Source organism: Streptomyces sp. NPDC051315 (assembly GCF_044455165.1).
GTDB lineage: Bacteria > Actinomycetota > Actinomycetes > Streptomycetales > Streptomycetaceae > Streptomyces.
The window spans coordinates 64,463-89,588 of sequence record NZ_JBITEN010000002.1 but is presented as its reverse complement, the minus strand read 5'-3'; the positions used below and the strand labels follow the sequence as shown (position 1 = coordinate 89,588).

Sequence of the window (25,126 nt, the reverse complement as noted above, 5' to 3'; positions counted from 1 at the left end):
GGCGTCGGCACAGGTCGATGACCAGGCGTCGCACCAGGGGCTCGTGAGTCATGGGGCCTATTTCTACAGCAGCCGCTGCCCTCCACAAGAGGCGTCCCACTCTCTGGACGAGGACGGTCGCCCTGCCGACGCCGAGGGCTTCGCCGTACCGGGACGGCCGCCCGCGGGCGGCGCCCGGGTCCTCGGCGCGGCGGTGACGGAGAAACTCCCTCTGTGCACGGCGGAGAGATCGACTGACGATGTGTCCCACGCCACAGGTCTGCCGGGTGCGAGATGCCAGAATGGCCCGTGCACACCCGCATGACGCTGCTCAACCGGCTTTCGCACCAGGCCCCGCCGGGCGCGAGCGCGATTCGACGCTCGGGAAGGCGACCTCGGCGGACCACGCGGCTGACGGGCAGAGGGACGATCAGCCGACGTCTCCGGCGCAGTGTGGTCAACCCAGTGAGAGGACTCGATGAGGGTGCCGAGCGTTCCCGAGACCGGCAGTACCGTCAGCAATCCTGTGATTCCGGGCTTCTACCCCGACCCGAGCGTCTGCCGGGCGGGCGAGGACTACTACCTCGCGTGCTCCAGCTTCGAGTACTTCCCCGGCGTGCCCGTCTTCCACAGCCGGGACCTGGTGCACTGGACGCAGATAGGCAACGCGCTCGACCGGCCGAGTCAACTGCGCCTGCCGCCTGACGCACCGTCCTCGGGTGGGATCTACGCGCCCACACTGCGCCACCACGACGGCCGCTTCTGGCTGATCGTCACGAACGTGAGTGGCGACGGCAATCTGCTCTTCACCGCCACCGATCCGGCCGGCCCCTGGTCCGACCCGATCCGGCTGCCCGGGGTGCACGGCATCGACCCGGATCTGGCCTGGGACGACGACGGCACCTGCTGGTGCACCGTCGCGGGAGTCAGCCAGGTCCGCATCGATCCGTACACCGGAGAGACGCTGGGTGAGCCGAGGCGCCTCTGGTCCGGCACGCCTGGTGCCAAGGCTCCCGAGGCGCCGCACCTTTACCACATCGGCGACTACTGGTACCTGCTCATCGCCGAGGGCGGCACCGAGCGGTGTCACGGCGTCTCGATCGCCCGCGGCCGCACCCCCGAGGGCCCGTTCGAGCCGTGCCCGGACAACCCGGTCCTGACCCACCGCGGCACCGACCACCCCATCCAGAACACCGGACACGCGGACCTGGTGCAGGGGCCCGACGGCTCGTGGTGGATGGTGCTGCTCGGCGTACGGCCACGCGGCGGCACCCCCGGCTGGCACGTACTCGGCCGGGAGACGTTCCTGGTGCCGGTCGACTGGGTCGACGGATGGCCGGTCGTCGGCGAACTGTCGCCCGTCATGGCCGCACCCCCTTGGCCGCTCCAGCCGGGCGCGGCCGAGTCGCACCGCGACGACTTCGACCTCGGCGAGCCGGGTCCGCGCTGGGTCTCGCCGCGTCGCCGCCCCCCGGAGGACTGCACGACCAAGGAACGGCCGGGCTGGCTGACCCTGCGGGCGCGGGGCGGATCGCTCGACGAGACCGACGTGACCTTCGTCGGCCGCAGGCAGCAGCATCTGTCCTGCCGGGTCCGCGCCCTGATCGACCCGGCACAGGGGCGCGGTGGCCTCGCCGTCCGCCTGGACGAGCAGCACCATTACGCCATCGAGGCGGCGTCCGGCGAGGTGCGCGTCCGTGCCCGCGTCGGCCCGCTGGACTCGGTCGTGGCGTCCCGGCCGACACCCGAGGGGCCCGTGGTGCTCCGCATCGAGGTGGCGGCCGTACAGGACGTGCGCGACGCCCGCACCGGACCCGACACCGTCTCGATCGGCGTGGAGGAACCGGACGGCACCTTCGTCCGACTCGCCTCGCTCGACGGCAAGTACCTGTCCACGGAGGTCGCGGGCGGCTTCACCGGCCGGGTCATCGGCATGTTCGCCTCGGGCGGCTCCGTGCACTTCGACTGGTTCGACTACGAACCGACCGACGACTGAGGCACTCGCCGGGAGGTCTTCGCCCGCACACACGGTCGCGGACGGCACCCGGCGCAGCGCGTGCGACGCGTTCGCCTGCCGGCCGTCGCCCTCGGCGACGTGGGCGAGGACCCCCGAGCGCACTCGCCGACCAGCGAAGGCTCCTGTCCGGTGATTAAGTGATATATCGGACAAAGTGCATCGGAAGGGTCGTCAATGCGAGTGCGTGATTCGGTGGTCGTGATCACCGGGGCGTCCAGTGGCATCGGGCGGGCCACCGCCCTGGCCTTCGCCCGCAAAGGATGCGCCGTGGTCCTGGCCGCGCGGCGGGAGGAAGCGCTGGAGGCGGTACGGCAGGAGTGCGAACGGCACCGTGGCGCGGTGGCCCTGGCCGTGCCGACGGACGTGACGGACGTCGGAGCCGTCGACGACCTGGCCCGGCGCGCGCAGGAGCGCTTCGGCCGCATCGACGTCTGGGTGAACGCCGCGGCCGTGACCGTCTTCGGACCGTTCCAGTCGGTGCCCCTCGACGACTTCCGCCGGGTGCTGGACGTCAACGTCATGGGTTACGTGCACGGCGCCCGCGCCGCCCTCCGGGTGATGCGCGAGCAGGGCCGGGGCACGCTGGTGAACGTCTCCTCCATCGTGGGCGTCGTCAGCCAGCCGTACACCCACGCGTACGGCATGTCGAAGTACGCCGTCCGTGCGCTGAGCGCGAGCCTGCGCCAGGAACTGCTGCTCGACGAGGCGAAGCACATCCACGTGTGCACGGTGCTGCCCGCCACGATCGACACGCCGCTGTTCGAGCATGCCGCGAACTACACGGGGCGCAAGCCCCTGGCCATGCCTCCGGTCTACAGTCCCGAGCGGGTGGCCCACGCCATCGTGGACCTCGTGCGCGTCCCCCGGCGCGAGGTCGTGGTGGGACCGATGGGCCGTTCCATGGTGTTCGAGTCCAGGGTCATGCCCGGCATGGCGGAGCGGACGATGGCCCGGCAGGTGGACCGGACGCATCTGTCCCGCAAGGAAACCGCTCCGGCCGGTCACGGCAACCTGCACGTGCCGGCACCCGGGGAGGGCGCCGCTCACGGCGGGTGGGGCGGACGGCGTCGTACCGCGATGCGTCGGCTGACCACCGTCACGCTGCTGGCCGGCGCGGTGGCGGGTGTCGCACGCAGGGCCCGGACGCACTGAGCCGCCGGGACACGCACCCCTGTCCGGCCGCGGCCGACGCCGGGTCCACGCCGCCGTACCGGCGTCCCGCACGCCTGGGGCGGTGCTGCCGGGGATGCCCCGCGCACAGGACCGGTGCCCCGCCGTGTCGGCAGGGCACCGGTGATCGACCCGCTGGCGGCGCGTCTACGTGAAGGACCGCAGGCGCAGGCTGTTCGTCACGACGAACACCGAGGAGAACGCCATCGCGGCGCCCGCGATCATCGGGTTGAGCATGCCGGCCGCGGCCAGGGGCAGGGCGGCGACGTTGTAGCCGAAGGCCCAGAAGAGGTTGCCCTTGATGGTGGACAGCGTCCTGCGGGAGAGGCGGATCGCGTCGGCCGCCACCCGCAGGTCGCCGCGGACGAGCGTGAGGTCCCCGGCCTCGATGGCGGCGTCCGTGCCGGTGCCCATGGCCAGGCCCAGGTCGGCGGTGGCCAGGGCCGCCGCGTCGTTGACGCCGTCGCCGACCATGGCGACCGTACGGCCCTCGGCCCGCAGTCGCCTGACGACATCCACCTTGTCCTGCGGCAGCACCTCGGCGATGACCTCGTCGATCCCGACCGTCCGTGCCACGGCCTCGGCGACGGGCCGGTTGTCGCCGGTCAGCAGGACGGGCCTCAGACCCAGCCGGCGCAGTTCGGCCACGGCCTCGGCGCTGGTGTCCTTGACGGCGTCGGCCACGGTGAGGACACCTCGGGCCGCGCCGTCCCAGGCGACGGCGACCGCCGTCCGTCCCTCGGCCTGCGCCGCGGCCTTGGCCTCGGCCAGTTCCCGGGGCAGTGCGACGACCCACTCGTCCAGGAGCTTCTCGCGTCCGACGAGGACGGCGTGGCCGTCGACGACGCCCTGGACGCCGAGCCCGGCGACGTTCTCGAAGTTCTCCGGCACGGGCAGAGTGCCGACCCGCTCGATCGCCCCGGCGGCGATGGCGCGGGCGATCGGGTGCTCGGAGGCGTGCTCCAGCGAGCCCGCCAGCCGCAGCAGTTCCCCCTCGTCGACGCCCTCGGCGACGTACACGTCCTGGAGGGTCATCCGGCCCGTGGTGACGGTTCCGGTCTTGTCCAGGACGACGGTGTCGACGCGGCGGGTCGACTCCAGGACCTCGGGGCCCTTGATGAGGATGCCGAGCTGCGCCCCACGGCCGGTGCCGACCATCAGCGCGGTCGGGGTGGCGAGGCCCAGCGCGCAGGGGCAGGCGATGATCAGGACGGCGACAGCGGCGGTGAACGCCGCGGTGGCGTCTCCGGTGGCGCCGAGCCAGCCGCCGAGGGTGGCGACGGCGATGATCAGCACGACGGGGACGAACACGGCGGAGATCCGGTCCGCGAGGCGCTGCACCCGGGCCTTGCCGTTCTGGGCGTCCTCGACGAGCTTCGCCATACGGGCGAGCTGCGTGTCGGCGCCGACCCGGGTGGCCTCGACGACGAGCCGGCCGCCGGCGTTGACCGTGGCGCCGGTGACGGCGTCCGCGACGGTCACGTCGACCGGCACGGACTCGCCGGTCAGCATGGAGGCGTCCACCGCGCTCGTGCCCTCGACCACGGTGCCGTCGGTGGCGATCTTCTCCCCGGGCCGTACGACGAACCGGTCGCCCACGGCCAACTCGCCGACGGGGATGCGGACCTCCTTGCCGTCGCGCAGCACGGAGACGTCCCTCGCGCCCAGTTCCAGCAGCGCCCGCAGTGCCGCGCCCGCCTTGCGCTTGGACCTCGCCTCCAGGTACCGCCCGGCGAGGATGAACGCGGTCACGCCGGCCGCGGCCTCCAGGTAGACGGCGGAGGAGCCGTCCGTGCGGGAGACGGTGAACTCGAAGCCGTGCCGCATGCCAGGCATACCGGCGTGCCCGAAGAACAGCGCCCACAGCGACCAGCCGAGCGCGGCGAGGGTGCCGAGGGACACCAGCGTGTCCATGGTCGCGGCACCGTGGCGCGCGTTGGTCACGGCGGCCCTGTGGAAGGGGAGGGCGCCCCAGACGACGACCGGAGCCGCCAGCGTCAGCGACAGCCACTGCCAGTTGTCGAACTGCAGGGCCGGGACCATGGCCATCAGGACGGTGGGTACGGACAGGGCCACCGACACGAGCAGCCGCTGCCGCAGGGTGAGCAGCTCGTGGTCCACGGCCGCCGGGGTCTCGGCGGCGGTCTTCTCCCGGGCGGCCGGTGGCGGCGGCTCCTCGGCGGTGTAGCCGGTCTTCTCGACGGTGGCGATGAGGTCGGCGACTTCTGTGCCGTCCGGGTACGAGATCTTCGCCTTCTCGGTGGCGAAGTTGACGGTCGCCGTGACGCCGTCCATCCGGTTGAGCTTCTTCTCGATGCGGGCGGCGCACGAGGCGCACGTCATGCCGCCGATGGAGAGCTCCACCTGGGAGGCGGGCGCGGGATCCGTCCCGGAGGTCGTCCTCTCGGGAGCCGTACTGGTCATGCGTGTCTCCTGGGGGAGGCCGGGACGCAGGGCGTCCGTATCAGCGGGGCGCCGCGTCCCGGCGCGGGAGGGAATGCGCGGTGCTCGACCCGGGGCGCATGCCCCGGGCCGGGTTGTTCAGGCCCGGCCGACGAGTTCGTAGCCGGCCTCGTCGACGGCGGCGCGGACGGCCTCCTCGTCGAGCGGGGCGGCGGAGGTGACGGTGACTTCGCCGGTCCTGGCGACGGCCTTGACGTCGGTGACACCGTCCAGGGCGGAAATCTCCTGCGAGACCGCGCCTTCGCAGTGGCCGCAGGTCATGCCGGAGACCTTGTAGACGGTGGTGACGCCGACGCCCTGGACGGCGGCCGGGGTGCCCGAGCCGCAGGAGCCGTCGGAGGAGCAGCAGGATCCGGCGTTGGTCTGGGTGGTCATGGGTGCTCCCTCGGGATGTTCACATGCGTGGGTCTGCCGTCGGAGAGGACTTCCGCCCTCCCGACCACACCAACCATATACCCCCGGGGGGTATTCCGTCAGGTGGTGCTGTCGCGGATGTGCCGGGTGGGCCGAACGGCTGACAGGGGCGTGCCCGGACTTGATAGGCAAGTGTCTACTTGCCTATGGTGGGGCTGTGCCGGACGACGTCTTCAAGGCCCTGGCCGACCCGACCCGCAGAAAGATCCTCGACGAGCTGACGGAGCGGAACGGTCAGACCCTCTTCGAGATCTGCGCGCGGCTCACGACCAAGCACGGTCTGGGCTCGTCCCGCCAGGCGATCAGCCAGCACCTCGCCGTGCTGGAGGCCGCGGGCCTGGTCCGGACCCGGCGCCAGGGCCGCTACAAGTTCCACGACCTCACCACAGAACCGCTTGAGCGCATCGTCACCCGGTGGCTCAAGCCCGATGCGCCGGAGGGCGCCCCATGAAGATCCACCTCACCAACGTCTTCGTCGACGACCAGGAGAAGGCCCTGCGCTTCTACACCGACGTGCTGGGCTTCGTGAAGAAGCACGACATCCCGATGGGCGCGGACCGGTGGCTGACCGTGGTCTCGCCGGAGGATCCCGACGGGACCGAACTGCTGCTCGAGCCGTCCGGCCATCCCGCGGTGCTGCCGTACAAGACGGCGCTGGTCCAGGACGGCATCCCGGCCGCCTCCTTCGCCGTGGACGACGTACAGGCGGAGTTCGACCGGCTGCGCGGGCTGGGCGTGCACTTCACCCAGGAGCCGCTGGAGATGGGCCCGGTCACCACCGCGGTTCTGGACGACACCTGCGGCAACTTGATCCAGATCGCGCACAGCAAGTAAGGCACCGGCCCGGACGGCCGCACGGCACCGGCCGTCCGCAGGCTCCCGTACGGCAGGGCCAGGACCAGCGGGCAGGACGGACCGAAGCGGCCCACCCCGATGGCCGGCCGGTCGGCGTACGGCCGTCGTCCACTCCTTCAGGGGCGAGCACTGTTCGGTGCTCGCCCCGCTTCCGTCAGGGGCGACGGGCGGGCGCTGACGGGCAGGAGGTGACGCTCACCGTCACTGACGCTCACCGCCCTCGCTCCTTCGCCCTCCTCGTCCTGCCGACCCCGCGGCCGGCCGGGTCGCGGCCCAGAACCGCGAACCCGCGCGCGTTGCGGCCGGATGTCACGCCGGCTGTGGGCCGTAGTGGCCCAGGAACATGTCGACGCCGCTGGTGATGAGGCGGTCGGTGAGGTCGTCGTCGATGTGGGTGGCGTAGGAGCCGAAGACCATGTGGGGGAAGACCAGCAGCGCGTAGAGCTGGATGATGGCCGTCTCCAGGTCGGGGATGACCAGTCGGCCCTGGTCGGTGAGGGTGCGCAGCGCGGCGGCCACGGCGGGGTGGTGCCCCTCGGGTCCGTGGTGCCGCCAGGCCCGGCCCAGCTCGGGGAATCGGTGTGCCTCGGCGGCCACGAGGTTGCGCAGGGCGACGACGTCGTCGTTGGTGCGGACCGAGCGCACCCAGCTGCGGGCCGCCTCGAGGAGGGCTTCCCGCAGGTCCTCCGCCTCCGCCAGGTGTTCGAGCGCTGCGGACGCGTCCCCGGCGAGAGGCTCGTCCAGGGCGCCCGTGATGACGGCGGTGAAGAGGGCTTCCTTGCTGCCGAAGTGGTTGTAGACGGTCACCTTGGACACTCCGGCCTCCGCGGCGATGGCGTCCATCCCGACGCCGAACCCCTCCCGGAGGAACAGCTCGCGGGCCGCCCGGACGATGGCCTGCCGCTTGAGCTCGGCACGGGGACCGCTCGGGGGCTGTTTCACACCTTCCACGCTCACAGGCAGAGCCTAACAGGCAGCTGAACTGAACAGTTGAGTTCATCTGAACCAGACAGTACAGTTCAGTTCGCTTCGGTTCGGGAAGTCTCGCCGCCTCATCTCGCCTCAAGGACCCGTCATGACCCACTCCACAGCCGGTGCGTCGCGCGCTCCGGAGCACACCCACCCGGCTCCCCACCCACGCCGCTGGGCCGCCCTGGCGCTGGTCTGCACGGCCCAGTTCATGCTGATCCTGGACGTCACCGTGGTGAACGTGGCCCTGCCCGACATGGCTGCCGACCTGGCCCTCGGCCGCACCGCGCTGACCTGGGTCGTCACCTCCTACACCCTCTGCTTCGGCGGACTGATGCTCCTCGGTGGCCGGCTCGCGGACGCCCTCGGCGCTCGGCGCGCCCTGCTCGCCGGACTGGCCCTCTTCACCGCCGCCTCACTCGTCACCGGCCTCGCCGGAAACGCCCCCGTCCTGCTCGGCGGACGCATCGCCCAGGGCGTCGGCGCGGCTCTGCTCTCCCCTTCGGCTCTGTCCCTCGTCACCACCACCTTCCACGGCGGGGAACGCACCAAGGCCCTGGGCGTGTGGGCGGCGATCGGCGGGTCCGGCGCCGCCGCCGGCGTCCTGCTCGGCGGCGCGCTCACCGACGGACCCGGCTGGCAGTGGGTCTTCTACGTCAACGTGCCCGTCGGCCTCGCCGTCCTCGCCGCCATCCCCGCGTTCGTGGCGGCTCGTGCCCCGCGGCCCGCCCGGCTCGACGTTCCCGGTGCGCTCCTGGTGACGGCGGGGACCGGCGCGCTCATCTACGGACTGGTGAAGGCGGGCGACACCGGATGGGCGGATCCCGCCACCCTCCTGCCCCTGGCCGGCGCGGCGGTGGCGTACGCCCTCTTCGCCGTCGTCGAACGGACCGGCCGGGCCCCGCTGATGGACCTGCGCATGTTCACCCGGCGGCCGGTTCTCGCGGGGGCGTTCCTGATGCTGACGGCGACCGCTCTGCTGATCGCCTACTTCTTCCTCGGCTCGGTCTACCTCCAGCACGTCCGTGGGTTCGGCCCGCTCAAGACCGGACTGGTGTTCCTGCCCGTCGCTGTCGCCACCGGCCTCGGTGCCCACCTCGGCTCCCGGCTCGTCGGCGTGATCGGCAGTCGTACGGCGGCCGTCGCGGGGATGGTGGTCGCCGCCGCCGGAACCGTGCCACTGACCCGGCTGTCGGACACCGCGAGTGTGTACGGGAGTCTGCTGCCGGGCTTCGTGATCGCCTCGCTCGGCATCGGCGCGGTCTTCGTCACCGCCACCACCACGGCGCTCGCCATGGTCGAACACCGGGAGGCGGGGCTGGCGTCCGGTGTCGTCAACACCTTCCACGAGGTGGGCGGTTCGATCGGCGTCGCCGTCGTCTCCACCGTCGCCGCTTCCGGCATCGAGCGCGGTACGGTCGGCGGCTTCACCGACGCCTTCACGATCTGTGCGGTGGCGGCCGCCGTCGGTGCCGTGGTGGCCCTGGCGCTCGTACCGCGCGGCAAGCCGCGGATGACCGGCGGACCGCACGTGCACTGAGGTGGCTGAGACGTTCCCGCCGTGAGGCGGGGCCTGCCGCACTGCCCCGGCATTCGCCACCTCGGTGCGCCGGCCGGACCCGCCTTCTCCTTCCCGGACCGGGCGAGCCCTCACGAGAACCGCCTGCTCCCTCGCGCGCGTCATGCTCTACGGTGCCATGAGTCAGCCACGACCAGGGAGGAACCGTGCAGCAGCCGAAGGCGACGCTCGCCGAGCGCATCGCCGAGCGGAGAAGGGGAGATGACGACCCCCGCGCTCTCGTCGGTGAGATGCGACGCTCCGTCCTTCTGGTGCCGGTGGCCGACGGCGGTCTGTGGTCGGTGCGTTCGGGCGGGGTGCGGTGGATCTGCGGCTTCACCGACGAGGCCGCACTGGCCCGGTTCGCCCTGCACCACGGGGGCGGTGACCGGGCCATGGAGTACGCGGCGCTGCTGGGCGCGCGCATCGTCGACGAGATCGTGCCCACCCTGGGCGAGCCCGCCGGTCTCGCCGTCGACATCGCCACCGAGGACGGGTCGATGTTCTTCCCGCCGGTCGTCGGCGTCGTTCCGGACGCGGTCGCCGTGGACGCCGGCCGGGTGGGAGAGGAGCGTGGTCGTGAGCGGAACTGACGGCGGGCGGCGGCGACTTCATCAGTGACATCACGCCCGACTCGGTCCAGGGCTCGGTCGAGGACGCGGTCGAGGGCTCGGTCGAGGACGGCGTCGAGTGGGTCGGCAACCGGTCGAGGGACAGCGTCGGTCGACATCTTGCCGATGACCTCGCATGTGGAGTGCCTGATTGTCCTTAAAGCTTCTGCAGCAAGGGCTTCCGACCTGCGGGTTGGAGGAGGTGTGCCGATCGACGGGCTCGGCCGGACCGTTCATGTTCCGGCAGGGGGAGAACGTCATCGTGGCTCCTGGGCCCGGCTCCGAAGCCGGTCAGGCCATCACGGCGTACGGGCCGTCGGGTATCAAGGGCGAATCCGGAGCGACGGCACGGGGGCGGCAAGCCAGCCGGCCCGGTGCGCCGATCACCCACGAAGACATCGCGGAGGGAAGACTTCCGGGCAAGGACGGATGCATGCCCCCGCCGTACACCTCACATGAGGCAGCACTGACCATGAGACTGACCCTCCACGACGACTGGCGTGCGACGGTGACGGACGATCCTCTGCCCTCCATTCCTCGCTTCGCGAACGCCGTCGTCGCCGTCGCGCCTTACGCGGACGTGAAGGAACGTGAGCGGTTCCTCGCGGACACCTTCGGCAGCCAGGAGTGGCTGTGGGACACCCCGGACACGCTCGGTTTCGACCGGATGAGCCGGGAGCTGGTCGGCGCCGAGTTCCAGCTGCCCCACGAGCGCGCCTCCGCCGAGGACTGCGCCCGCCTCCCCTCCGCGCCCACCGCCGTTCCGGGCGGGCTGCGCGCGGACGAGGAGCGGAACTGCCGCCTCGAGATGACCTCGGTGCTGTGCCGTGCGCCCGGGGACGCCGTACTGACCGGCCTGCGCGACCTCCAGGTCCTCGACGAACCGCTGGAGGCCCGCATCGGCATCGCCCCGGACGTGGCGCTCCTGGTCCAGGCCGGCACCGTCGTCGGCTGGAGCCTCACCGATCCCGCGCGCTACCTGACGACCGCCTACGCAGCTCCCGACCCCGCCCCGCCGTCCCCGGCCACCCGCAGGCTGCTCAGTTCCTGCCTGGACCTGATCACTGATCCGCTGCTCGAAGAGGTGCAGGACCGCGAGCCGGCTGCCCTGGCCCGGCTCCGGGAGGTCCATCGGACCCTGTGCGCCCAGCGCGAGGACCGGCACCGCGCCGACGCCCTGCTCTCGCTCATCGGCAACCTGGTGGAGGACTACGGCAACCGGTGACCTCGGAGCCGTGGTGGTGTTGCCGGCGATTGTCCGCAGGCAGGACGTGGGATCGTCGGCGAGGAGGCCGTGGCCGCTGTCCGCCCGGTCCCGGTACCGCATCGGCTGCACAGGGGGTACCGGGACCGACTGGAAGCCTGGGCGCCCGTACCGTCCATGACCAACCAGGCGCTCAGGGGCGCCGGAAGATACGCGTCAGGAGAAGCGGAGATGCCCGACCCGACCCCCGCGGCCAGGAGACTCGGCCAGGCGATCGACGGTGCCGACAGCCGACGGGTCGACGAAGCGGCCCGTGACTTCGTCGAGGAGCTCACCTTCGCCACGGCCGACGAGATCCTCGCCATGCTCCGGGACGTCCTCGCCGAGGACTGGATGGCCCTGCCGCCCTGGGCCCGGAACCTGGCCTACCGTCTGGCCTGCCTGCAGCGTCCCGACGACCCGCGGCTGCTGCGCGAGGCGGCCGCGGATCTGCTGTCCTTCGGCCCTGACTGGGACACCTTCGCCGAGGACCTCAACAGGCGCGCGGCGGAACTGGAATAGGCCTCGGAAGGTCCGGAGGCGACGTTGCGGCCCGCCGGGACCGGCTGCGCTCAAGGGCGGCTCGCCGGGCCGTTCCGCCGGCCGCCCGGGCTTCAGGGCCGCTCCACCGCCACCCGCAGGGGTGCCCGGAAGGACAACAGGCCGAGCATCGGGGCGTACTCCGCCGCTGCCGTCCGGATGTCCGGCAGGCGGCGGGCCGCCGTCCTCAGGGCCACGGCCGCCTCCGTACGGGCCAGGGACGCGCCCGGGCAGCGGTGGCGGCCGGCGCCGAAGGCCAGGTGCCGGCGGACGTCGGCCCGGTGCGGGCACATGTCCTCGGGGGCGCTGAAGACCTCGGGGTCCGAACCGCTGCCCATCAGCATCAGGAGCAGCTGCGCGCCCCCGGGCAGCTCCACCCCGCCCAGTTCGACCGGGCGCGCGGTGACCCGGCGCCAGGTGGTCACCGGTGGTTCGCGCCGCAGGACCTCCTCGACCCACGCCTCGGCCAGGCCCGGCTCGTCCGCGAGCCGGGACCACAGCCCGGGCTCGGCCAGGGCCAGGCGGAGCACGGTGGCGATGAGTTGCCCGGTGGTGGACTGCCCGGCGATGAAGACGAAGAAGCAGGCGCCGACCGCGGTGTGCACGTCGAGCGGCTCGCCGTCGGGGAGGCGGTGCGCGGCCAGGGACGCGAGGAAGGAGCCGGGGGAGGCCGCGCCGTCGGTCACGGCACGGGTCAGCCACTGGTGGAACTCCGCGACCAGCGCGGCCAGTTCCAGCTGGCGCTGCGGTGCGGGCCGACCCCAGAACAGTTCCAGTGAGGCGTCGCTCCAGCGGATCAGCGTGGCCGGGGAGACGCCGTCGATGCCCAGAAGCTCCATCAGCACGCGGCAGGGCAGGATCTGGGCGAAGGACGGGAAGAGGTCGCAGCCACCGGAGGCGTCGAGCTGCTCCTGCGCTGTGCCGAGCAACTCGTCGGCGACGCGTTCGATCACCGGTACGGCGGCCGCGACGCGCCGGGCGTGGAAGAACCGGGTGACCAGCCGGCGCAGACCGGGGTGGCTGGCGGTGCCGTTGTTGGCCAGCGCGGGCGCGAGTCTGAAGCCCGACCGGGCGAGCACCCGCAGCGCGGCGACCGGCAGCGGGGTGACGGCGTGCTGGGCGTTGTCGGGGCGGAAGGCGTCCGGGTCGAGCAGCACCCGGAGCACATCCTGGTGGCGGCTGACCAGCCAGAGCCCGGTGCCGGGGTCGTGACGCACCGGCGCCTGTGCGCGCAGGGTGTCCAGCCAGGGGTGGGGATCGCGGACGAAGCCGTCGCCGAACAGATCGAGCAGCCCGAGCGGTGGGGATGCGTCCAGAGCCGGGGAAGTCACGGCGGGACGCTAACACGCGGTCCGTACGGCCCCCGCCCCCTTGTGTGCGGCATCACTCGTCCTGCGGGATTTCGTGACCCACACCGTCCCGTCCCCATGCCGAGGCCGGACGCCCTCTCGACCACCCCTGGTGGTCCCCGCGCCCACCTTCCCCTACGATATTCCATGGATATATGGAGGATCTCGTGTCGGACGACCCCACCACCCCCCGGTCGAAGGCGCAGTTGTACGACGCGTTCGCGGCCAGCGGCAAGGCGCTGGCCAGTGGAAAACGCCTCGAACTGCTGGATCTGCTCGCCCAGGGCGAGCGGACCGTGGACGCCCTGGCCAAGGCGGCCGGGCTGAACCTGACGACCGCGTCGGCGCACCTGCAGACGCTCAAACAGGCCGGGTTCGTCGCCACGCGTCGTGAGGGGGTCCGCATCCACTACCGGCTCGCCGGCGACGACGTCGCCCGGCTGTTCGCGCTGCTGCGCAAGGTCGCCGAGAACCACCGGGCGGCCGTGTCCGCCGCCCGCGAGGCCTACCTGGGCGAGGACGGTGGGGTGGAGGTCACCCGCGAGGAACTGCGGGCCCGGATCGAGACGGGCGACGCCGTCGTGCTCGATGTGCGGCCGGTGGAGGAGTACTTCGCCGGTCACATCCCCGGCGCGATCTCCATCCCGGTCGACGAACTGGCCGACCGGATCGAGGAACTGCCCGAGGACGCGGAGATCGTCGTGTACTGCCGGGGTGAGTACTGCGTCCTCGCGTACGACGCGGTACGGCTGCTGACCGACCGCGGGCGGCGGGCTATCCGGCTGAACGACGGCATGCTCGAGTGGCGCCTGTCGCGGCTGCCCGTCGACGCGGCGGAACTGACGTGACCGGCCTGACCGGCGCCCTTCCGCCGGAGTCCGGTGCTCCCCGCTGCCGGAGCCGCTCGGTCACGTGGCCGGTCCGCCCGGACTGCGACGCCACCCTCCCGGCCGACCCGCGCGTCGGCCGCGCGAGGGCGCGGTATCGGGCCGGCTCCTTCAGTACCCCCTCCGGCACCCCACTCCGCCCGACCGCCGGTGCGCAAGACGCAGCCGGTGCGCAAGACGCAGCCGGTGCGGAGGACACCGCCGGCCCCGAAGACGCCGACGCCCTCCTCACCGGCCGCAGCCGGGCCCTCGACGCCGCCTGAACCCGCCCCCTCGGCCGGCGTCTGCCCGAGACCCCCGGCCACCCGAAGCGAAAGAGCGCATCGTGACGAGAACCGCCCGGGCCGGAAACGCCGGCACCTCCCCCCAGTCCGAGGCTCAGCGCCGCACCCTCCGCGTTCTGGTCACCTCCCAGGTCCTCAGCGGTGCGGGGCTCGCCGCCGGCATCACCGTCGGGGCGCTGCTCGCGCAGGACATGCTCGGCTCGACCGACCTCGCGGGCCTTCCCAGCGCCCTGTTCACCGCCGGTTCGGCACTCGCCGCCGTCGCAGTGGGCCGCGTCTCCCAGGCCCGCGGCCGCCGCCCCGGCCTCGCCGCCGGATACCTCGCCGGAGCCGTCGGCAGCGCCGGCGTCATCACGGCCGCCGTCGCCGACAACCCCGTTCTGCTCTTCATCGCCCTGTTCGTCTACGGCGCGGGAACCGCCACCAACCTCCAGGCCCGCTACGCCGGAGCCGACCTCGCCGCCCCCGCCCACCGCGCCCGGGCCGTCTCGACCGTCCTGGTCGCCACCACCCTCGGCGGCGTCGTCGGTCCCAACCTCGCCGCCCCCACCGGCGACCTCGCCGAGACCCTCGGCATCCCCGCCCTGGCCGGGCCCTTCCTCCTCGCCGGCGTCGCCTACGCGCTCGCCGCTCTCGTCCTGACCCTCCGGCTGCGCCCCGACCCCCTGCTGCTCGCCCGGAGCCTCGACCTCGAGCGGCGGACGGCGGCCGAGGCGGCCGGGGCCACGGGTGACGCCGCCCCGGTGCCCGAGCGCGGTCCCGGGCTGATACCGGGCGCCCTCACCATGATCCTCAGCCAGCTCGTCATGGTCGCCATCATGACCATGACGCCGGTCCACATGCTCGACCACGGCCATGGCACCGCCGCATCCGGCTTCGTCATCGCCCTCCACGTCGGGGCCATGTACCTGCCCTCGCCGCTGACGGGCCGGCTGGTCGACCGCCATGGTGGCATCCCCGTCGCCGCCGCCTCCGGTCTCACCCTCCTGGCCGCCGGGATCGTCGCCGCCGTCGCGCCCGGCGACTCCGTCGCGCTGCTCACCGTCGCTCTCGCCCTGCTCGGGCTGGGCTGGAACCTCGGCCTCGTGTCCGGCACCGCGATGATCACCGACGCCGTGCCCCTGGCCACCCGTGCCAGGACCCAGGGCATGGTCGACGTCTCGATCGCCATCGCCGGCGCCACCGGCGGCCTGGCCTCCGGCGTGGTGGTCGCCTCCGCGAGCTACCCCGTCCTGGCCCTGGCGGGTGGCATCCTGTCCCTGGCCGTCCTCCCGGCCATCGCCGCTACCGCGAGCCGCCGGTGATCGGCGGCGTCCACGTCCCCGTGAGCCGCAGCTGACCACGGCGAGATCCACGCCACGCGCGCGTCGGCGCCCGCACGCAGGACACCGGAGAACCTCGCTGGTCCGGTCTACACCTCCGGCCCTGGCCTCCCTCCGGTGCTGACCTCTCTGCCCGACCCCCGGCTGACCTCTCTGCCCGACCTCCGGCTGACCTCTCATCCGCCTCCGGCTGTCCTCCGGTCGAACACGCACCGTCACGGTCGCTCACCTGAGGCATCCGCTCCTCGGAAGAGCGTCAGGTGCTTATTCGAGGGGCATCTGGGAACTCCGAGAGGGACAGCCAGCCGCTCCTGCCGCCGACGGGGTCCGTTGCGGATCGGGGCAGCGAAGTGTCCGCCCGTCAGTCTGAGGAGAGGCCGTGACCGTTCGTATCGGAGTGGAGGAAGAGTTCCACCTCGTCGAGGTGGAAACCGGACTGCTGGTGCCCCGCGCCGACACGGTGTTGCAAGGGCTCCCCCGGGAGACCTTCACGACCGAGCTGCAACAGGCCACCGTGGAGTCGAACAGCGGCGTGCACGCGTCTCTCGACGGCCTGTACCGGGATCTGACCGGCACCAGACGGCAGCTGGACACGGCGGCCTCCGCCAACGGACTGGCGGTCGTCGCCGCCGGCACCGTGCCGCTGGCGCGCACGGCGGCCATCCATCCCACCGCCGGGGTGCGCTATCGCCACATGGTCGACGAGTACCGGATGGTCGCCGACGAGCAGCTCATCTGCGGGGCCCACGTCCACGTGGACGTCCCGGACCGCGACACGGCCGTACGGATCATGTGCGAGGTGTCGCCCTGGCTGCACGCCCTCCTCGCGCTGTCCGCGAGCTCCCCGTTCTGGCTGGGCACCGACACCGGCTACGCGAGCTGGCGGACCATGGTGTGGCAGCGCTGGCCCACCGCCGGGCCGGTCGGCTGCTTCGCCGACGCCGCCGAGTACGACGCGGCCGTGCGGGACCTCATCGACTCGGGCGTCATCAGCGACGCGGGGATGATCTACTACGACCTGCGGCCCTCGGCCCACCAGCAGACCCTCGAACTGCGCATCTGCGACTCCTGCCCGCGCGCGGAAACGGTCGTGCTCATCGCCGGACTCTTCCGCGCCCTGGTGACGGACGCACTGCAACGGCTGGAGAGCCCGACACCCCCGGTCTGCGCGGGACGGCACGAATGGCTGCGCGCCGCCGCCTGGCGGGCCGCCAGGTCCGGACTCGAAGGAGCCCTGGTCGACCCGGACACCCACCACGAGGCGTCCGCGGCACACGTCGTCCGCGCCCTGCTGAAGCGGGTGCGTCCGGTGCTCGAGGCCTGTGGAGACTGGCAGACCGTCCAGGCACTCGCGGAGAAGGCCCTGGCGGACGGCAGCGCCGCCCACCGCATGCGCCGCACGGCCGAGGAGGAGGACCTGCTGGCCTGCACCGATCTGGTGATCGCCGAGACGCGCGGCGACAGCGGCAGGCGTCGGCGGCCCGCTCCGAGCCCGACCAGCCGCGTCCCTTCCGGCGAGGCGGGCCTGGAAGACGCCCTGAGCACCCGCCCGGCGAGGATCCCCGGCCGTTGAGACGGACGCGCACCCCGCACGACGGTCCGGCCGGGCGCATACCGCCCGCATCGCCGGACCCGAGGGAACGCGGCCCGACGCACCCCGTGCTCGGCCTCCGGCACCGTTCCCGTCACCCCGGCGAGCCGTTTGTGTGCTCGCCCCTGCCCCGAAGGAGAAGTACCACCATGTCGACCAGCCCCGACCAGGCTCCGAGGGGAAGCTCCGCGCACGGCGGACCTCCCCGGACCACTGACGCGCACCGGGGAGGTGGTGCGTGATGTGCGGCCTGAGCGGGGAGATGCGCTTCGACGGCGGGCAACCCGATCTCGCGGCCGTGGAGCGCATGAGCGACCGGCTCGCCGCCCGCGGCCCCGACGGCGAGGGCATCTGGTCCCAGGGCGCCGTGGCGCTGGCGCACCGGCGCCTGAAGATCATCGACCTGTCCGAGCTCGGAGCCCAGCCGATGACCGACACCCGGCAGGGGATCACCGGCGTCTTCAACGGTTGCGTCTACAACTACAAGGAGCTCCGCGAGGAGCTGCGGGCCCTGGGCCACCGCTTCGTGTCGACCTCCGACACCGAGGTCATCCTCAAGGCGTACCAGGAGTGGGGCACCGCCTGCGTCGACCACTTCTACGGCATGTTCGCCTTCGCCCTGGTCGAGCACCGCACCGGGCGTCTGGTCCTCGGCCGCGACCGGCTCGGCATCAAGCCGCTGTACCTGGCGCAGACCCCCGGACGGCTGCGGTTCGCCTCGTCGCTTCCGGCCCTGCTGGCGGGCGGCGACGTCGACACCTCGCTGGACCCGGCCGCCCTTCACCAGTACTTCAGCTGGCACGCGACGGTGGCGGCACCCCGTACCGTCCTGACCGGGGTGCGCAAGCTCCCGCCGGCCACCGTGCGGGTCGTCGAACCGGACGGCAGCCACCACGACCACCGCTACTGGCAGCCGTCGTACACGCGCCGCCCCGAGTACGCGGGCATGGGCCCCAGCGAATGGCGAGACGCGGTGCTCGAGGCGCTGCGCACCGCCGTCCGACGGCGCATGGTCGCCGACGTGCCGGTGGGTGTCCTGCTCTCCGGCGGCCTGGACTCCAGCCTGATCGTGGCACTGCTGGCCGACGAGGGACAGCGGGACCTGGCGACGTTCAGCGTGGGCTTCGAGGCGGAGGGCGGCCAGGAGGGGGACGAGTTCGCGTACTCCGACCTGGTCGCCCGGGAGTTCGCCACCGACCACCACCGGCTGATGGTCCCCTCTCAGCGGGTGTCCGCCGCGCTGGACGGAGCCGTCGCGGCGATGAGCGAGCCGATGATCAGCCATGACGTGGTGGCGTTCCACCTGCTGGCCGAGCAGGTGGCGAAGGAGGTGAAGGTCGTCCAGAGCGGGCAGGGCGCCGACGAGGTGTTCGCCGGCTACCACTGGTACCCGCGACTGGCCTCGGCCGCCCGCGAGGAGGCGTCCGACCGCTACGCCGAGACGTACTTCGACCGGTCGCACGCCGACCTCGCCGGGATGCTGCAGCCGCACATGCTGCCTTCGGACGACGTCTCCGGCCGCTTCGTCCGGGAGCACATGGCGGAGCCCGGGGCCGAGACCGCCCTCGACGCGGCCCTGCGGCTCGACACGCACGTCATGCTCATCGACGATCCGGTCAAACGGGTCGACAACATGACCATGGACTGGGGCCTGGAGGCCCGTGTGCCCTTCCTGGACCACGAGCTGGTGGAGCTGGCGGCCGCCTGCCCGCCGGACCTGAAGCTGGCCGACGGCGGCAAGGGCGTCCTGAAGGAGGCGGGCCGCAAACTGCTGCCCCACGAGGTCGTCGACCGCCCCAAGGGCTACTTCCCGGTCCCGGCGATCACCCATATGGCCGGGCCCGTCCTGGAACGGGTGCGGGCAGCGCTCCACGCCCCCGAGGCGCGGCGGCGCGGACTCTTCAAGGAGTCGTACCTCGCCGAACTCCTGGCGGCCCCCGACGAACACCGCACCCGGCGCGGCGCCAACGCGCTGTGGCAGGCGGCCCTGCTGGAGATATGGCTGCAGACACACGGCATATGACCGCCTCGGACGCGCAGAACACGACCGGCGGGCGTGCCCTGTACGGCACGGACGCGGAGGGCACGCGCGCGGCCGCCGCCGGCCGGCCCTCCGTTCCCCGCCCCGCGCGGAGCCCGCACGAGGCTCCGCCGGGCCCGGACGGCCGTCCCACCGCCTTCGCCGCCCCCGCCCGGGTGCCGCTGCCGGACGCCTCCGGACCCCGCGATCCCACGACGCGGCTCATCGCCCACGGCTGCTGGTACCCCTCGGCCGACCCCTCCGGAGCGCAGGTCGCCTTCATCTGCGACCGCGGCGGCGTGCCCCAGCTGTGGGCGGGGCCCGTCGACGGCGGCGAGGTGCGGCTGCTCGACTCGGATCCGGACCCCGTCCGTGAGGTGTCCTGGTCGCCCGACGGCCGCTGGATCGCCTACACCACGGCCCCCGGCGGCGGCGAGCACTCGCGGGTGCTGTGCGTACGCCCCGACGGCACCGACCGCCACATCCTGGCCGGGGCCGAGCCGGGCACCTCGGCCTACCTGGGGTGCTGGGCGCACGACGGATCGGCCGTCGCGGTCACCGTCGCCGTCCCGACCGCCCTGCCCCTGCTCCTGGAGACCGCGGCCGACGTCCCGGCCGAGTCCGGCGGGTACGTCGGCCACCTGCCGGCCGGCTGGTCCGCCCGCGGCGGCGACGCCGTGCTCCTCGGCGCGGCACCGCTCACCGACACCGGAGCCGGGACGCCGCTCTCCTCCATGGCCGCCGACGCCACCGCCTCCGTCGGTCTCGAGGACGAGCGGACCGCGCCCACGGCGGGCTTCGGCGACGGACTGTCCGCCTACCTGATCGACCCGGACGGCGTGGCCGCCCCCGTCCTCCTCGCCACCGAGAAGGACGCCGCGACGCTGCGCGTGTGCGACCTCAGCCGCGACGGCGCGCTGGCGCTGCTGCGCCGTGGACCCCGCGGGCGGCGCGAGGCGGTGGTCATCCGCACGACCGACCTCGCCACGACCCATGTCGTACGGGTGGCCGACGGCGACCCGTGGATCGGCAGGTTCTCGCCCCGGGCGGACACCCTCTGGCTGCGCAGCGACCTCGACCGGGAGTTCCCGGCGCTGCTCGCCGCCGACCTCGACGCCGAGGGGCGACCACGCGGCTGGACCGTCGCGGCGGAGCGCGAGGGCAGCGGCCTGGAACTGCTCGGCTTCTCCCTCGACGGCCGTGCCGCCGTCCTGGCCTGGAACGTCCGGGGCGCGAGCGAGCTGGAGGTCGTGGACACCCTCCCGCCCGACAAAGCCGGGGCCGGTCCGCTCACCGGGCCGCCACGGCCCGTGCCCCTGCCGCACGAAGTGGTCACCCGGATCGTGCCGGCGGGCACCGGGCGGCTCGCGCTGGCCCTGTCCGGCTCACAACGCCGCCCCGGCGTGTGGTGGGTCCCCGAGGGCGTGTCCCTGCTCCGCACCCCGTGGTCGTCCCGGGACGAGGACGCCGTCCCCCCGGGCCGTCCGCCCGTGCGACCGGTCTCGGTGAGCCTGACCGCACGGGACGGACTGCCCCTGCACGGCTGGTACTACCGCGCGCCGGGGAGAGGGCCGGGTGAACCGGCGCCCTGCGTGATCCATCTGCACGGCGGTCCCGAGGAACAGGAACGCCCGGTCCTCAGCCCGCTCTACCACGAGATCCTGGGGCGCGGACTGGACGTCTTCGCCCCCGACGTCCGCGGCTCCTCCGGCCACGGGAGGTCGTTCGTCGACGCCGACCTGGGCACGGGCCGGTTCGCCGCTCTCGACGACGTGGCCGACTGCGCCGCCCACGCGGTGGTGGCCGGTCCGGCCGACCCCTCACGGCTGGCCGTCATGGGCCGCTCGTACGGCGGCTATCTCACCTTCGCCTCCCTGGTCTGGCATCCGGCCCTGTTCCGCACCGGGGTGGCGGTGTGCGGCATGTCCGACTTCGCGACGTTCTTCGAGGGCACCGAACCGTGGATCGCGCAGTCGGCGGCCCACAAGTACGGCCATCCGAAACGTGACCGCGCGCTGCTGCGGTCCCTGTCGCCCATGAGCCGGATCGACGCGCTGCGCGTCCCGGTGCTCGCCGTCCACGGCGAACACGACACCAACGTCCCGCCGCGGGAGTCGGAGCAGTTCGTCCGGGCGGCACGCGAGCGTGGCCAGGTCGCCGAACTGCTCACCCTGCACAACGAGGGACACGACTTCCAGCGCGCCGACAACCGGCGGCTGTTCCGCCGGGCCGCGGCGGACTGGCTCGAGCGGCACCTGAGCGGCTGAGCCGGGACGCCGCCCCCGGACCCGACCGGTACGGGTCCGGCCCGGCGGGTACCCAGGCGGTGCCGGGGTGCCCCCGGACGCGTCCGCACCGAGCAGCGAGGAGGGCCCATGGGACGGAAGGGACCGCGGACGGAAGCCGCCCGGGCCACCCGCCTGCGGGAGACCGCCGCGGAGGTGTTCGGCTGGGACACCCTCCTGCCCGAGCAGCTCACCGCCATGGAATGGGTGCTGGAGGGCGAGGACACGCTCGTGGTCATGCCCACGGGATCCGGCAAGTCCGCCGTCTACCAGGTCCCCGCCGTGATGCTGCCCGGACCGGTCGTGGTCGTGTCACCGCTGCTGGCCCTGCAGCGTGACCAGATCGCCGGACTGCCGGACGGTCACCGCGCCCTCGGAGCCCTCGCCGTCAACTCCGACCTCAACGCGGCGCAGACGAAGGCCGCCTGGGAGGCGGTACGCCGGGGCGAGGCCCGCCTGCTGTACCTGTCGCCGGAGCAACTCGCGAAGGACGACGTGCTGGAGCGGCTGGCCGAGGCTCGCCCGGCGCTCTTCGTGGTGGACGAGGCCCAGTGCGTGTCGTCCTGGGGCCACGACTTCCGCCCCGACTACCTCCGCCTGGAACAGGCGGTACGCCGGGTGGGCCGACCGCCGGTCCTGGCGCTGACCGCGACCGCCGCTCCGCCGGTGCGCAGGGAGATCACCGAGCGGCTGGGCATGCGCCGGCCACGGCTGATGGTGACCGGATTCGACCGGCCGAACATCAGGCTGGAGGCCCGCCGCTTCCTGGACGACGACGACCGGCGCCGAGCCGTGGTCGAGCGGGCCGCCGCCGAACCCAAGCCCGGCATCGTCTACGCCGCCACCCGCAAGGACAGCGAGTACTACGCCGCGGAGCTGTCCTCACTGGGACTGGCGGCCGAGAGCTACCACGCCGGTCTGCGCGCCGCCGAACGGGCCCGGATCCACGACGCCTTCCTCTCGGGCGCCGCGGACGTCGTGGTGGCGACCTCGGCGTTCGGCATGGGCATCGACAAGGAGGACGTGCGGTTCGTCCTGCACGCGTCGCTGCCGGGTTCCCTGGACGCCTACTACCAGGAGATCGGCCGCTGCGGCCGGGACGGGCGTCCCGCCCTCGCCGTCCTGCACTACCGGTCCGAGGACACCGGGATGCAGACCTACTTCGCCGGCCGCGCCCCGAGCCGCCGGGTCCTCTCGGACGTGGCCGACGCGGTCCACGACCACCGCGAGGATCCCGCCGGCCTGGACGAGCTGCGCCAGGACACGGGCCTGTCCAGGAACCGGGTCACCGCCGCCGTGAACCTGCTGGAGGAAGCGGACGCCGTGGCCACGGGGGAGGAGGGCGAGGTACGGCCCGCCCCCGGCGTCTCTCCCGGTCAGGCGGTCGAGCAGGCCGCCGAGGCGGCGCAGGCGCACCGCCGGACCGACCGGTCGCGCGTCGAGATGGCCCGGGCGTACGCCGAGGCGACCGGCTGCAGACGGCGCTTCCTGCTCGGCTACTTCGGTGAGGACTACGAGGCGCCGTGCGGCAACTGCGACACCTGTGACGTCCGCGACGAGGAGGACGCCGGGAGCGGGCCGGAGGAGCGGCCCGCCCATCCCGACGCGGCTTCCTACCCCGTCGGAACCGAGGTCCGGCACGAGGAGTGGGGCGAGGGCACGGTGCTCAGCGAGGACCAGGACCGCATCACCGTACTGTTCGACCGGGCCGGCTACCGCACGCTCGCCCTGGCGGCGGTGGCCGGGCGGGACGGCCTGCTCACGGTGGTGCGCAGACCGGGCGACGACCAATCGGCCCCGTGACGCGGGGACGGTTTCCCGGCTCGGCGGCCAGGGAACCCGGCGAAGCCCCGACACCGATGGGAGGCGCGGACATGACCGGCCAGAAGGACCACCGCGGGGACCGCTACGACCGGGCCCGCAGCCAGGAGGAGCCCGGAGCGCACTCGGGCGGGGAGAGCCGTCCACGGAAGCGATCCGTGCCGGGTACGGCGAGCGCCGAGGAGGGCTACCAGCCCGACCGCGGCACGACGGCTGGCAAGCCGCTCGAGGGCGTCGAGACCGAGGAACGCGCCCGGCGCGAGCCGGAGGACGAGGGCGGGGAGCCGACCGGCCGCTAGCCGACGGCGATCATCACGGCGCCGGCCCTCACGGCCTTCGACTCGTCGACCTGGCCCAGGTCCGCGCCAAGGGCCCGTCCCCGACGGGTCTTCCCGCGCTGCGCGGACGGACCATTGACCTCTCGGACTTCACCTCCGGCACCCGGGCGACCCCGGTCGGCGCGGCAGCCAGGTCGCCCTCCGCCAGCCCCACGCCCGCGGACCGGTCGCCGCCCTCGCCGGGCACGGCGTCATCGCCGACATGCGCGCGCCCGGCCTGCTGCGCTCGGGCGTCAACGCCCGTACGTCAGCCACCGGGACTGCTCACCGCCGCGCTCCACCTGCGGGACATCACCCGGGACGCCGCCTACGGCCCCGCGCCGCGGAGCGTGGGACCGGTGACCTGAGGTCGATCCGCCCTCAGCGGGGTTGCGGTCCGCCGGTCCCCTCACGGGACGCGTGACGCCGGCCCGCCGGCCTTCCCGGCTTCCGCTCGGGACACCCCCGAGCCGGTGGCGGGACGGGTTTCCCACTGAGCGGTCACCCCGGGCGCCATGCCCGGGGTGACCCCCGCCGGGGGCGTGGTGGTCCGGGCGCTCGACGAGTCCAGGTGGAGCCGGGAGACGATGCGATAGCGGTCGCCCCGGTAGATCGAGTGGACGTACTCCACGGGCCGGCCCTGTGTGTCGCTGGTATGGCGTTCGAAGAGCAGCGCGGGAGAAAGCTCGGGCACGCCCAGGAGTCTGGCCTCCGCCTGGCTGACGACCGTGGGCTCGATCGTCTGTGTCGCTTCGCTGACCTGCACCCGGTGCCGCTCACGCAGATGCTCGTACAGGTCGCCCGTCTCCAGCTCGCGCGCGGTGAGCTCGGGTACCAGTGCCGCCGGGATGTGCAGGTGCTCGATGGCCATCGGAGCGCCGTCGACGAGTCGCAGGCGTGCCGCGTAGACGACGTCGGCGGCGGGGGACAGGTGCAGTTTGCGGCCCACCCGGGCGCCGGCCGCGATGGTGGCGAATACCAGCAGGCGGCTCGACCAGGCGCCGGACGCCTGCGGCAGGACCATGCCGTGGGAGTCCGGGACGAGTTCCTGGGTGATCTTCTCGGGAGCCACGAACATGCCCCGCCCGTGCGCGCGCACCAGGAGCCCGGCCGCGACGAGTTCGTCCACGGCCGCGCGAAGGGTCGGGCGGGAGACCTCGAGCGTGGCGCACAGGGACCGTTCGGAGGGGATGGCGTCTCCGGGGCGCAGTGACTCGATGAGCTGAAGGATGTGGTCCCGGACCCGCTCCCGCTTGAGCACCGACCCCGACTCGCCAGCGTTCATGCCCGCCCGCTCCCGCCCCGCCGCTACGCGAATGTTGCCCGACCAGTTGTGTGGACTGTTTACCACTGATCGCCCACTGGTCAAGCGCGGGGTTTGCCCGTCCGTCCCTCGGTGGGGGACGGCGTGGTCAAAAGTGAGGCTGACGC

At 73.1% G+C, this 25,126-nt stretch carries 20 protein-coding genes and 1 pseudogene; 16 read left to right on the top strand and 5 right to left on the bottom strand.

Translation table 11 applies throughout. The annotated features are described in order from the left end of the window. Positions 1 to 457 precede the first annotated feature (457 nt). Both ACIBBD_RS03720 and ACIBBD_RS03715 read left to right on the top strand, forming a co-directional pair. Positions 458 to 1,975, top strand: a complete 1,518-nt coding sequence (locus ACIBBD_RS03720) for a glycoside hydrolase family 43 protein (protein ID WP_399417651.1) — start codon at positions 458 to 460, stop codon at positions 1,973 to 1,975. A gap of 195 nt (positions 1,976 to 2,170) precedes the next feature. Beyond that, positions 2,171 to 3,148 carry an SDR family oxidoreductase gene (locus ACIBBD_RS03715; RefSeq protein WP_399417650.1) on the top strand — a complete coding sequence of 326 codons (978 nt, stop codon included), beginning with the start codon at positions 2,171 to 2,173 and terminating at the stop codon, positions 3,146 to 3,148. A gap of 165 nt (positions 3,149 to 3,313) precedes the next feature. On the opposite strand, the gene ACIBBD_RS03710 is transcribed toward ACIBBD_RS03715, so the two are convergent. Continuing rightward, positions 3,314 to 5,590: a heavy metal translocating P-type ATPase gene (locus tag ACIBBD_RS03710; RefSeq protein WP_399417649.1), complete on the bottom strand. Its 2,277-nt coding sequence runs from the start codon at positions 5,588 to 5,590 to the stop codon at positions 3,314 to 3,316. A 117-nt stretch (positions 5,591 to 5,707) separates the two neighbouring features. Next, entirely contained in the window at positions 5,708 to 6,004 is a 297-nt protein-coding gene (locus ACIBBD_RS03705; protein WP_399417648.1) for a heavy-metal-associated domain-containing protein, read from the bottom strand. Between the two features lie 196 nt (positions 6,005 to 6,200). Between ACIBBD_RS03705 and ACIBBD_RS03700 the strand changes: the two genes are divergently transcribed. Continuing rightward, the gene (locus ACIBBD_RS03700) at positions 6,201 to 6,494 is read left to right on the top strand and encodes an ArsR/SmtB family transcription factor (RefSeq protein ID WP_399417646.1); all 294 of its coding nucleotides are present in this window, start codon (positions 6,201 to 6,203) and stop codon (positions 6,492 to 6,494) included. After that, a complete protein-coding gene (locus tag ACIBBD_RS03695; RefSeq protein ID WP_399417645.1) occupies positions 6,491 to 6,877 on the top strand; it encodes a VOC family protein in 387 nt (128 codons plus the stop codon). The genes ACIBBD_RS03700 and ACIBBD_RS03695 overlap by 4 nt, the downstream gene beginning before the upstream one ends. Positions 6,878 to 7,207: 330 nt before the next feature. Here the strand turns inward: ACIBBD_RS03695 and ACIBBD_RS03690 are convergent, their stop codons facing one another. Further along, entirely contained in the window at positions 7,208 to 7,855 is a 648-nt protein-coding gene (locus ACIBBD_RS03690; RefSeq protein ID WP_399417644.1) for a TetR/AcrR family transcriptional regulator, read from the bottom strand. Positions 7,856 to 7,973: 118 nt separating this feature from the next. On the opposite strand from ACIBBD_RS03690, the gene ACIBBD_RS03685 reads away from it, so the two are divergent. From ACIBBD_RS03685 to ACIBBD_RS03670, 4 genes are all read left to right on the top strand, one after another. After that, positions 7,974 to 9,407 (top strand): DHA2 family efflux MFS transporter permease subunit, encoded by a 1,434-nt coding sequence (locus ACIBBD_RS03685; RefSeq protein WP_399417643.1) that lies wholly within the window; start codon positions 7,974 to 7,976, stop codon positions 9,405 to 9,407. 185 nt (positions 9,408 to 9,592) lie between these two features. After that, on the top strand, positions 9,593 to 10,018 hold the full coding sequence (locus ACIBBD_RS03680) for an SseB family protein (RefSeq protein WP_399417642.1): 426 nt from the start codon (positions 9,593 to 9,595) through the stop codon (positions 10,016 to 10,018). 490 nt (positions 10,019 to 10,508) lie between these two features. After that, complete coding sequence (locus tag ACIBBD_RS03675; RefSeq protein WP_399417641.1) at positions 10,509 to 11,261, top strand: hypothetical protein; 753 nt, start codon at positions 10,509 to 10,511, stop codon at positions 11,259 to 11,261. A 210-nt stretch (positions 11,262 to 11,471) separates the two neighbouring features. Beyond that, positions 11,472 to 11,801: a hypothetical protein gene (locus tag ACIBBD_RS03670; protein WP_399417640.1), complete on the top strand. Its 330-nt coding sequence runs from the start codon at positions 11,472 to 11,474 to the stop codon at positions 11,799 to 11,801. 92 nt (positions 11,802 to 11,893) lie between these two features. On the opposite strand, the gene ACIBBD_RS03665 is transcribed toward ACIBBD_RS03670, so the two are convergent. After that, positions 11,894 to 13,150, bottom strand: a complete 1,257-nt coding sequence (locus ACIBBD_RS03665) for a cytochrome P450 (protein ID WP_399417639.1) — start codon at positions 13,148 to 13,150, stop codon at positions 11,894 to 11,896. A 173-nt stretch (positions 13,151 to 13,323) separates the two neighbouring features. On the opposite strand from ACIBBD_RS03665, the gene ACIBBD_RS03660 reads away from it, so the two are divergent. The 8 genes and pseudogenes from ACIBBD_RS03660 to ACIBBD_RS03625 all read left to right on the top strand — a co-directional run. Beyond that, positions 13,324 to 14,016, top strand: a complete 693-nt coding sequence (locus ACIBBD_RS03660; protein ID WP_399417638.1) for an ArsR/SmtB family transcription factor — start codon at positions 13,324 to 13,326, stop codon at positions 14,014 to 14,016. A 364-nt stretch (positions 14,017 to 14,380) separates the two neighbouring features. Continuing rightward, complete coding sequence (locus tag ACIBBD_RS03655; RefSeq protein WP_399417637.1) at positions 14,381 to 15,643, top strand: MFS transporter; 1,263 nt, start codon at positions 14,381 to 14,383, stop codon at positions 15,641 to 15,643. A gap of 397 nt (positions 15,644 to 16,040) precedes the next feature. Further along, positions 16,041 to 17,234, top strand: a complete 1,194-nt coding sequence (locus ACIBBD_RS03650; protein WP_399417636.1) for a glutamate--cysteine ligase — start codon at positions 16,041 to 16,043, stop codon at positions 17,232 to 17,234. A 259-nt stretch (positions 17,235 to 17,493) separates the two neighbouring features. Further along, positions 17,494 to 19,275 (top strand): N-acetylglutaminylglutamine amidotransferase, encoded by a 1,782-nt coding sequence (locus tag ACIBBD_RS03645; RefSeq protein WP_399417635.1) that lies wholly within the window; start codon positions 17,494 to 17,496, stop codon positions 19,273 to 19,275. After that, entirely contained in the window at positions 19,272 to 21,539 is a 2,268-nt protein-coding gene (locus ACIBBD_RS03640; RefSeq protein ID WP_399417634.1) for a prolyl oligopeptidase family serine peptidase, read from the top strand. Before ACIBBD_RS03645 ends, ACIBBD_RS03640 begins: the two co-directional genes overlap by 4 nt. A gap of 108 nt (positions 21,540 to 21,647) precedes the next feature. Further along, entirely contained in the window at positions 21,648 to 23,360 is a 1,713-nt protein-coding gene (locus ACIBBD_RS03635; protein WP_399417633.1) for a RecQ family ATP-dependent DNA helicase, read from the top strand. Positions 23,361 to 23,431: 71 nt separating this feature from the next. Next, complete coding sequence (locus ACIBBD_RS03630; RefSeq protein ID WP_399417632.1) at positions 23,432 to 23,677, top strand: hypothetical protein; 246 nt, start codon at positions 23,432 to 23,434, stop codon at positions 23,675 to 23,677. 184 nt (positions 23,678 to 23,861) lie between these two features. After that, positions 23,862 to 24,119: pseudogene (locus ACIBBD_RS03625) on the top strand (hypothetical protein); the annotation flags it as partial. Here the strand turns inward: ACIBBD_RS03625 and ACIBBD_RS03620 are convergent. Further along, the gene (locus tag ACIBBD_RS03620; protein WP_399417631.1) at positions 24,105 to 24,980 is read right to left on the bottom strand and encodes a GntR family transcriptional regulator; all 876 of its coding nucleotides are present in this window, start codon (positions 24,978 to 24,980) and stop codon (positions 24,105 to 24,107) included. The pseudogene ACIBBD_RS03625 and the gene ACIBBD_RS03620 sit on opposite strands and share 15 nt — an antisense overlap. Positions 24,981 to 25,126 lie beyond the last annotated feature (146 nt).

Bases quoted from the DNA above. Each gene is read 5' to 3' on its own strand.
- ACIBBD_RS03720 (WP_399417651.1), top strand. From the start codon at position 458: ATGAGGGTGCCGAGCGTTCCCGAGACCGGCAGTACCGTCAGCAATCCT.
- ACIBBD_RS03715 (WP_399417650.1), top strand. From the start codon at position 2,171: ATGCGAGTGCGTGATTCGGTGGTCGTGATCACCGGGGCGTCCAGTGGC.
- ACIBBD_RS03710 (WP_399417649.1), bottom strand. From the start codon at position 5,590: ATGACCAGTACGGCTCCCGAGAGGACGACCTCCGGGACGGATCCCGCG.
- ACIBBD_RS03705 (WP_399417648.1), bottom strand. From the start codon at position 6,004: ATGACCACCCAGACCAACGCCGGATCCTGCTGCTCCTCCGACGGCTCC.
- ACIBBD_RS03695 (WP_399417645.1), top strand. From the start codon at position 6,491: ATGAAGATCCACCTCACCAACGTCTTCGTCGACGACCAGGAGAAGGCC.
- ACIBBD_RS03685 (WP_399417643.1), top strand. From the start codon at position 7,974: ATGACCCACTCCACAGCCGGTGCGTCGCGCGCTCCGGAGCACACCCAC.
- ACIBBD_RS03675 (WP_399417641.1), top strand. From the start codon at position 10,509: ATGAGACTGACCCTCCACGACGACTGGCGTGCGACGGTGACGGACGAT.
- ACIBBD_RS03670 (WP_399417640.1), top strand. From the start codon at position 11,472: ATGCCCGACCCGACCCCCGCGGCCAGGAGACTCGGCCAGGCGATCGAC.
- ACIBBD_RS03660 (WP_399417638.1), top strand. From the start codon at position 13,324: ATGGAGGATCTCGTGTCGGACGACCCCACCACCCCCCGGTCGAAGGCG.
- ACIBBD_RS03645 (WP_399417635.1), top strand. From the start codon at position 17,494: ATGTGCGGCCTGAGCGGGGAGATGCGCTTCGACGGCGGGCAACCCGAT.
- ACIBBD_RS03640 (WP_399417634.1), top strand. From the start codon at position 19,272: ATGACCGCCTCGGACGCGCAGAACACGACCGGCGGGCGTGCCCTGTAC.
- ACIBBD_RS03635 (WP_399417633.1), top strand. From the start codon at position 21,648: ATGGGACGGAAGGGACCGCGGACGGAAGCCGCCCGGGCCACCCGCCTG.
- ACIBBD_RS03630 (WP_399417632.1), top strand. From the start codon at position 23,432: ATGACCGGCCAGAAGGACCACCGCGGGGACCGCTACGACCGGGCCCGC.
- ACIBBD_RS03620 (WP_399417631.1), bottom strand. From the start codon at position 24,980: ATGAACGCTGGCGAGTCGGGGTCGGTGCTCAAGCGGGAGCGGGTCCGG.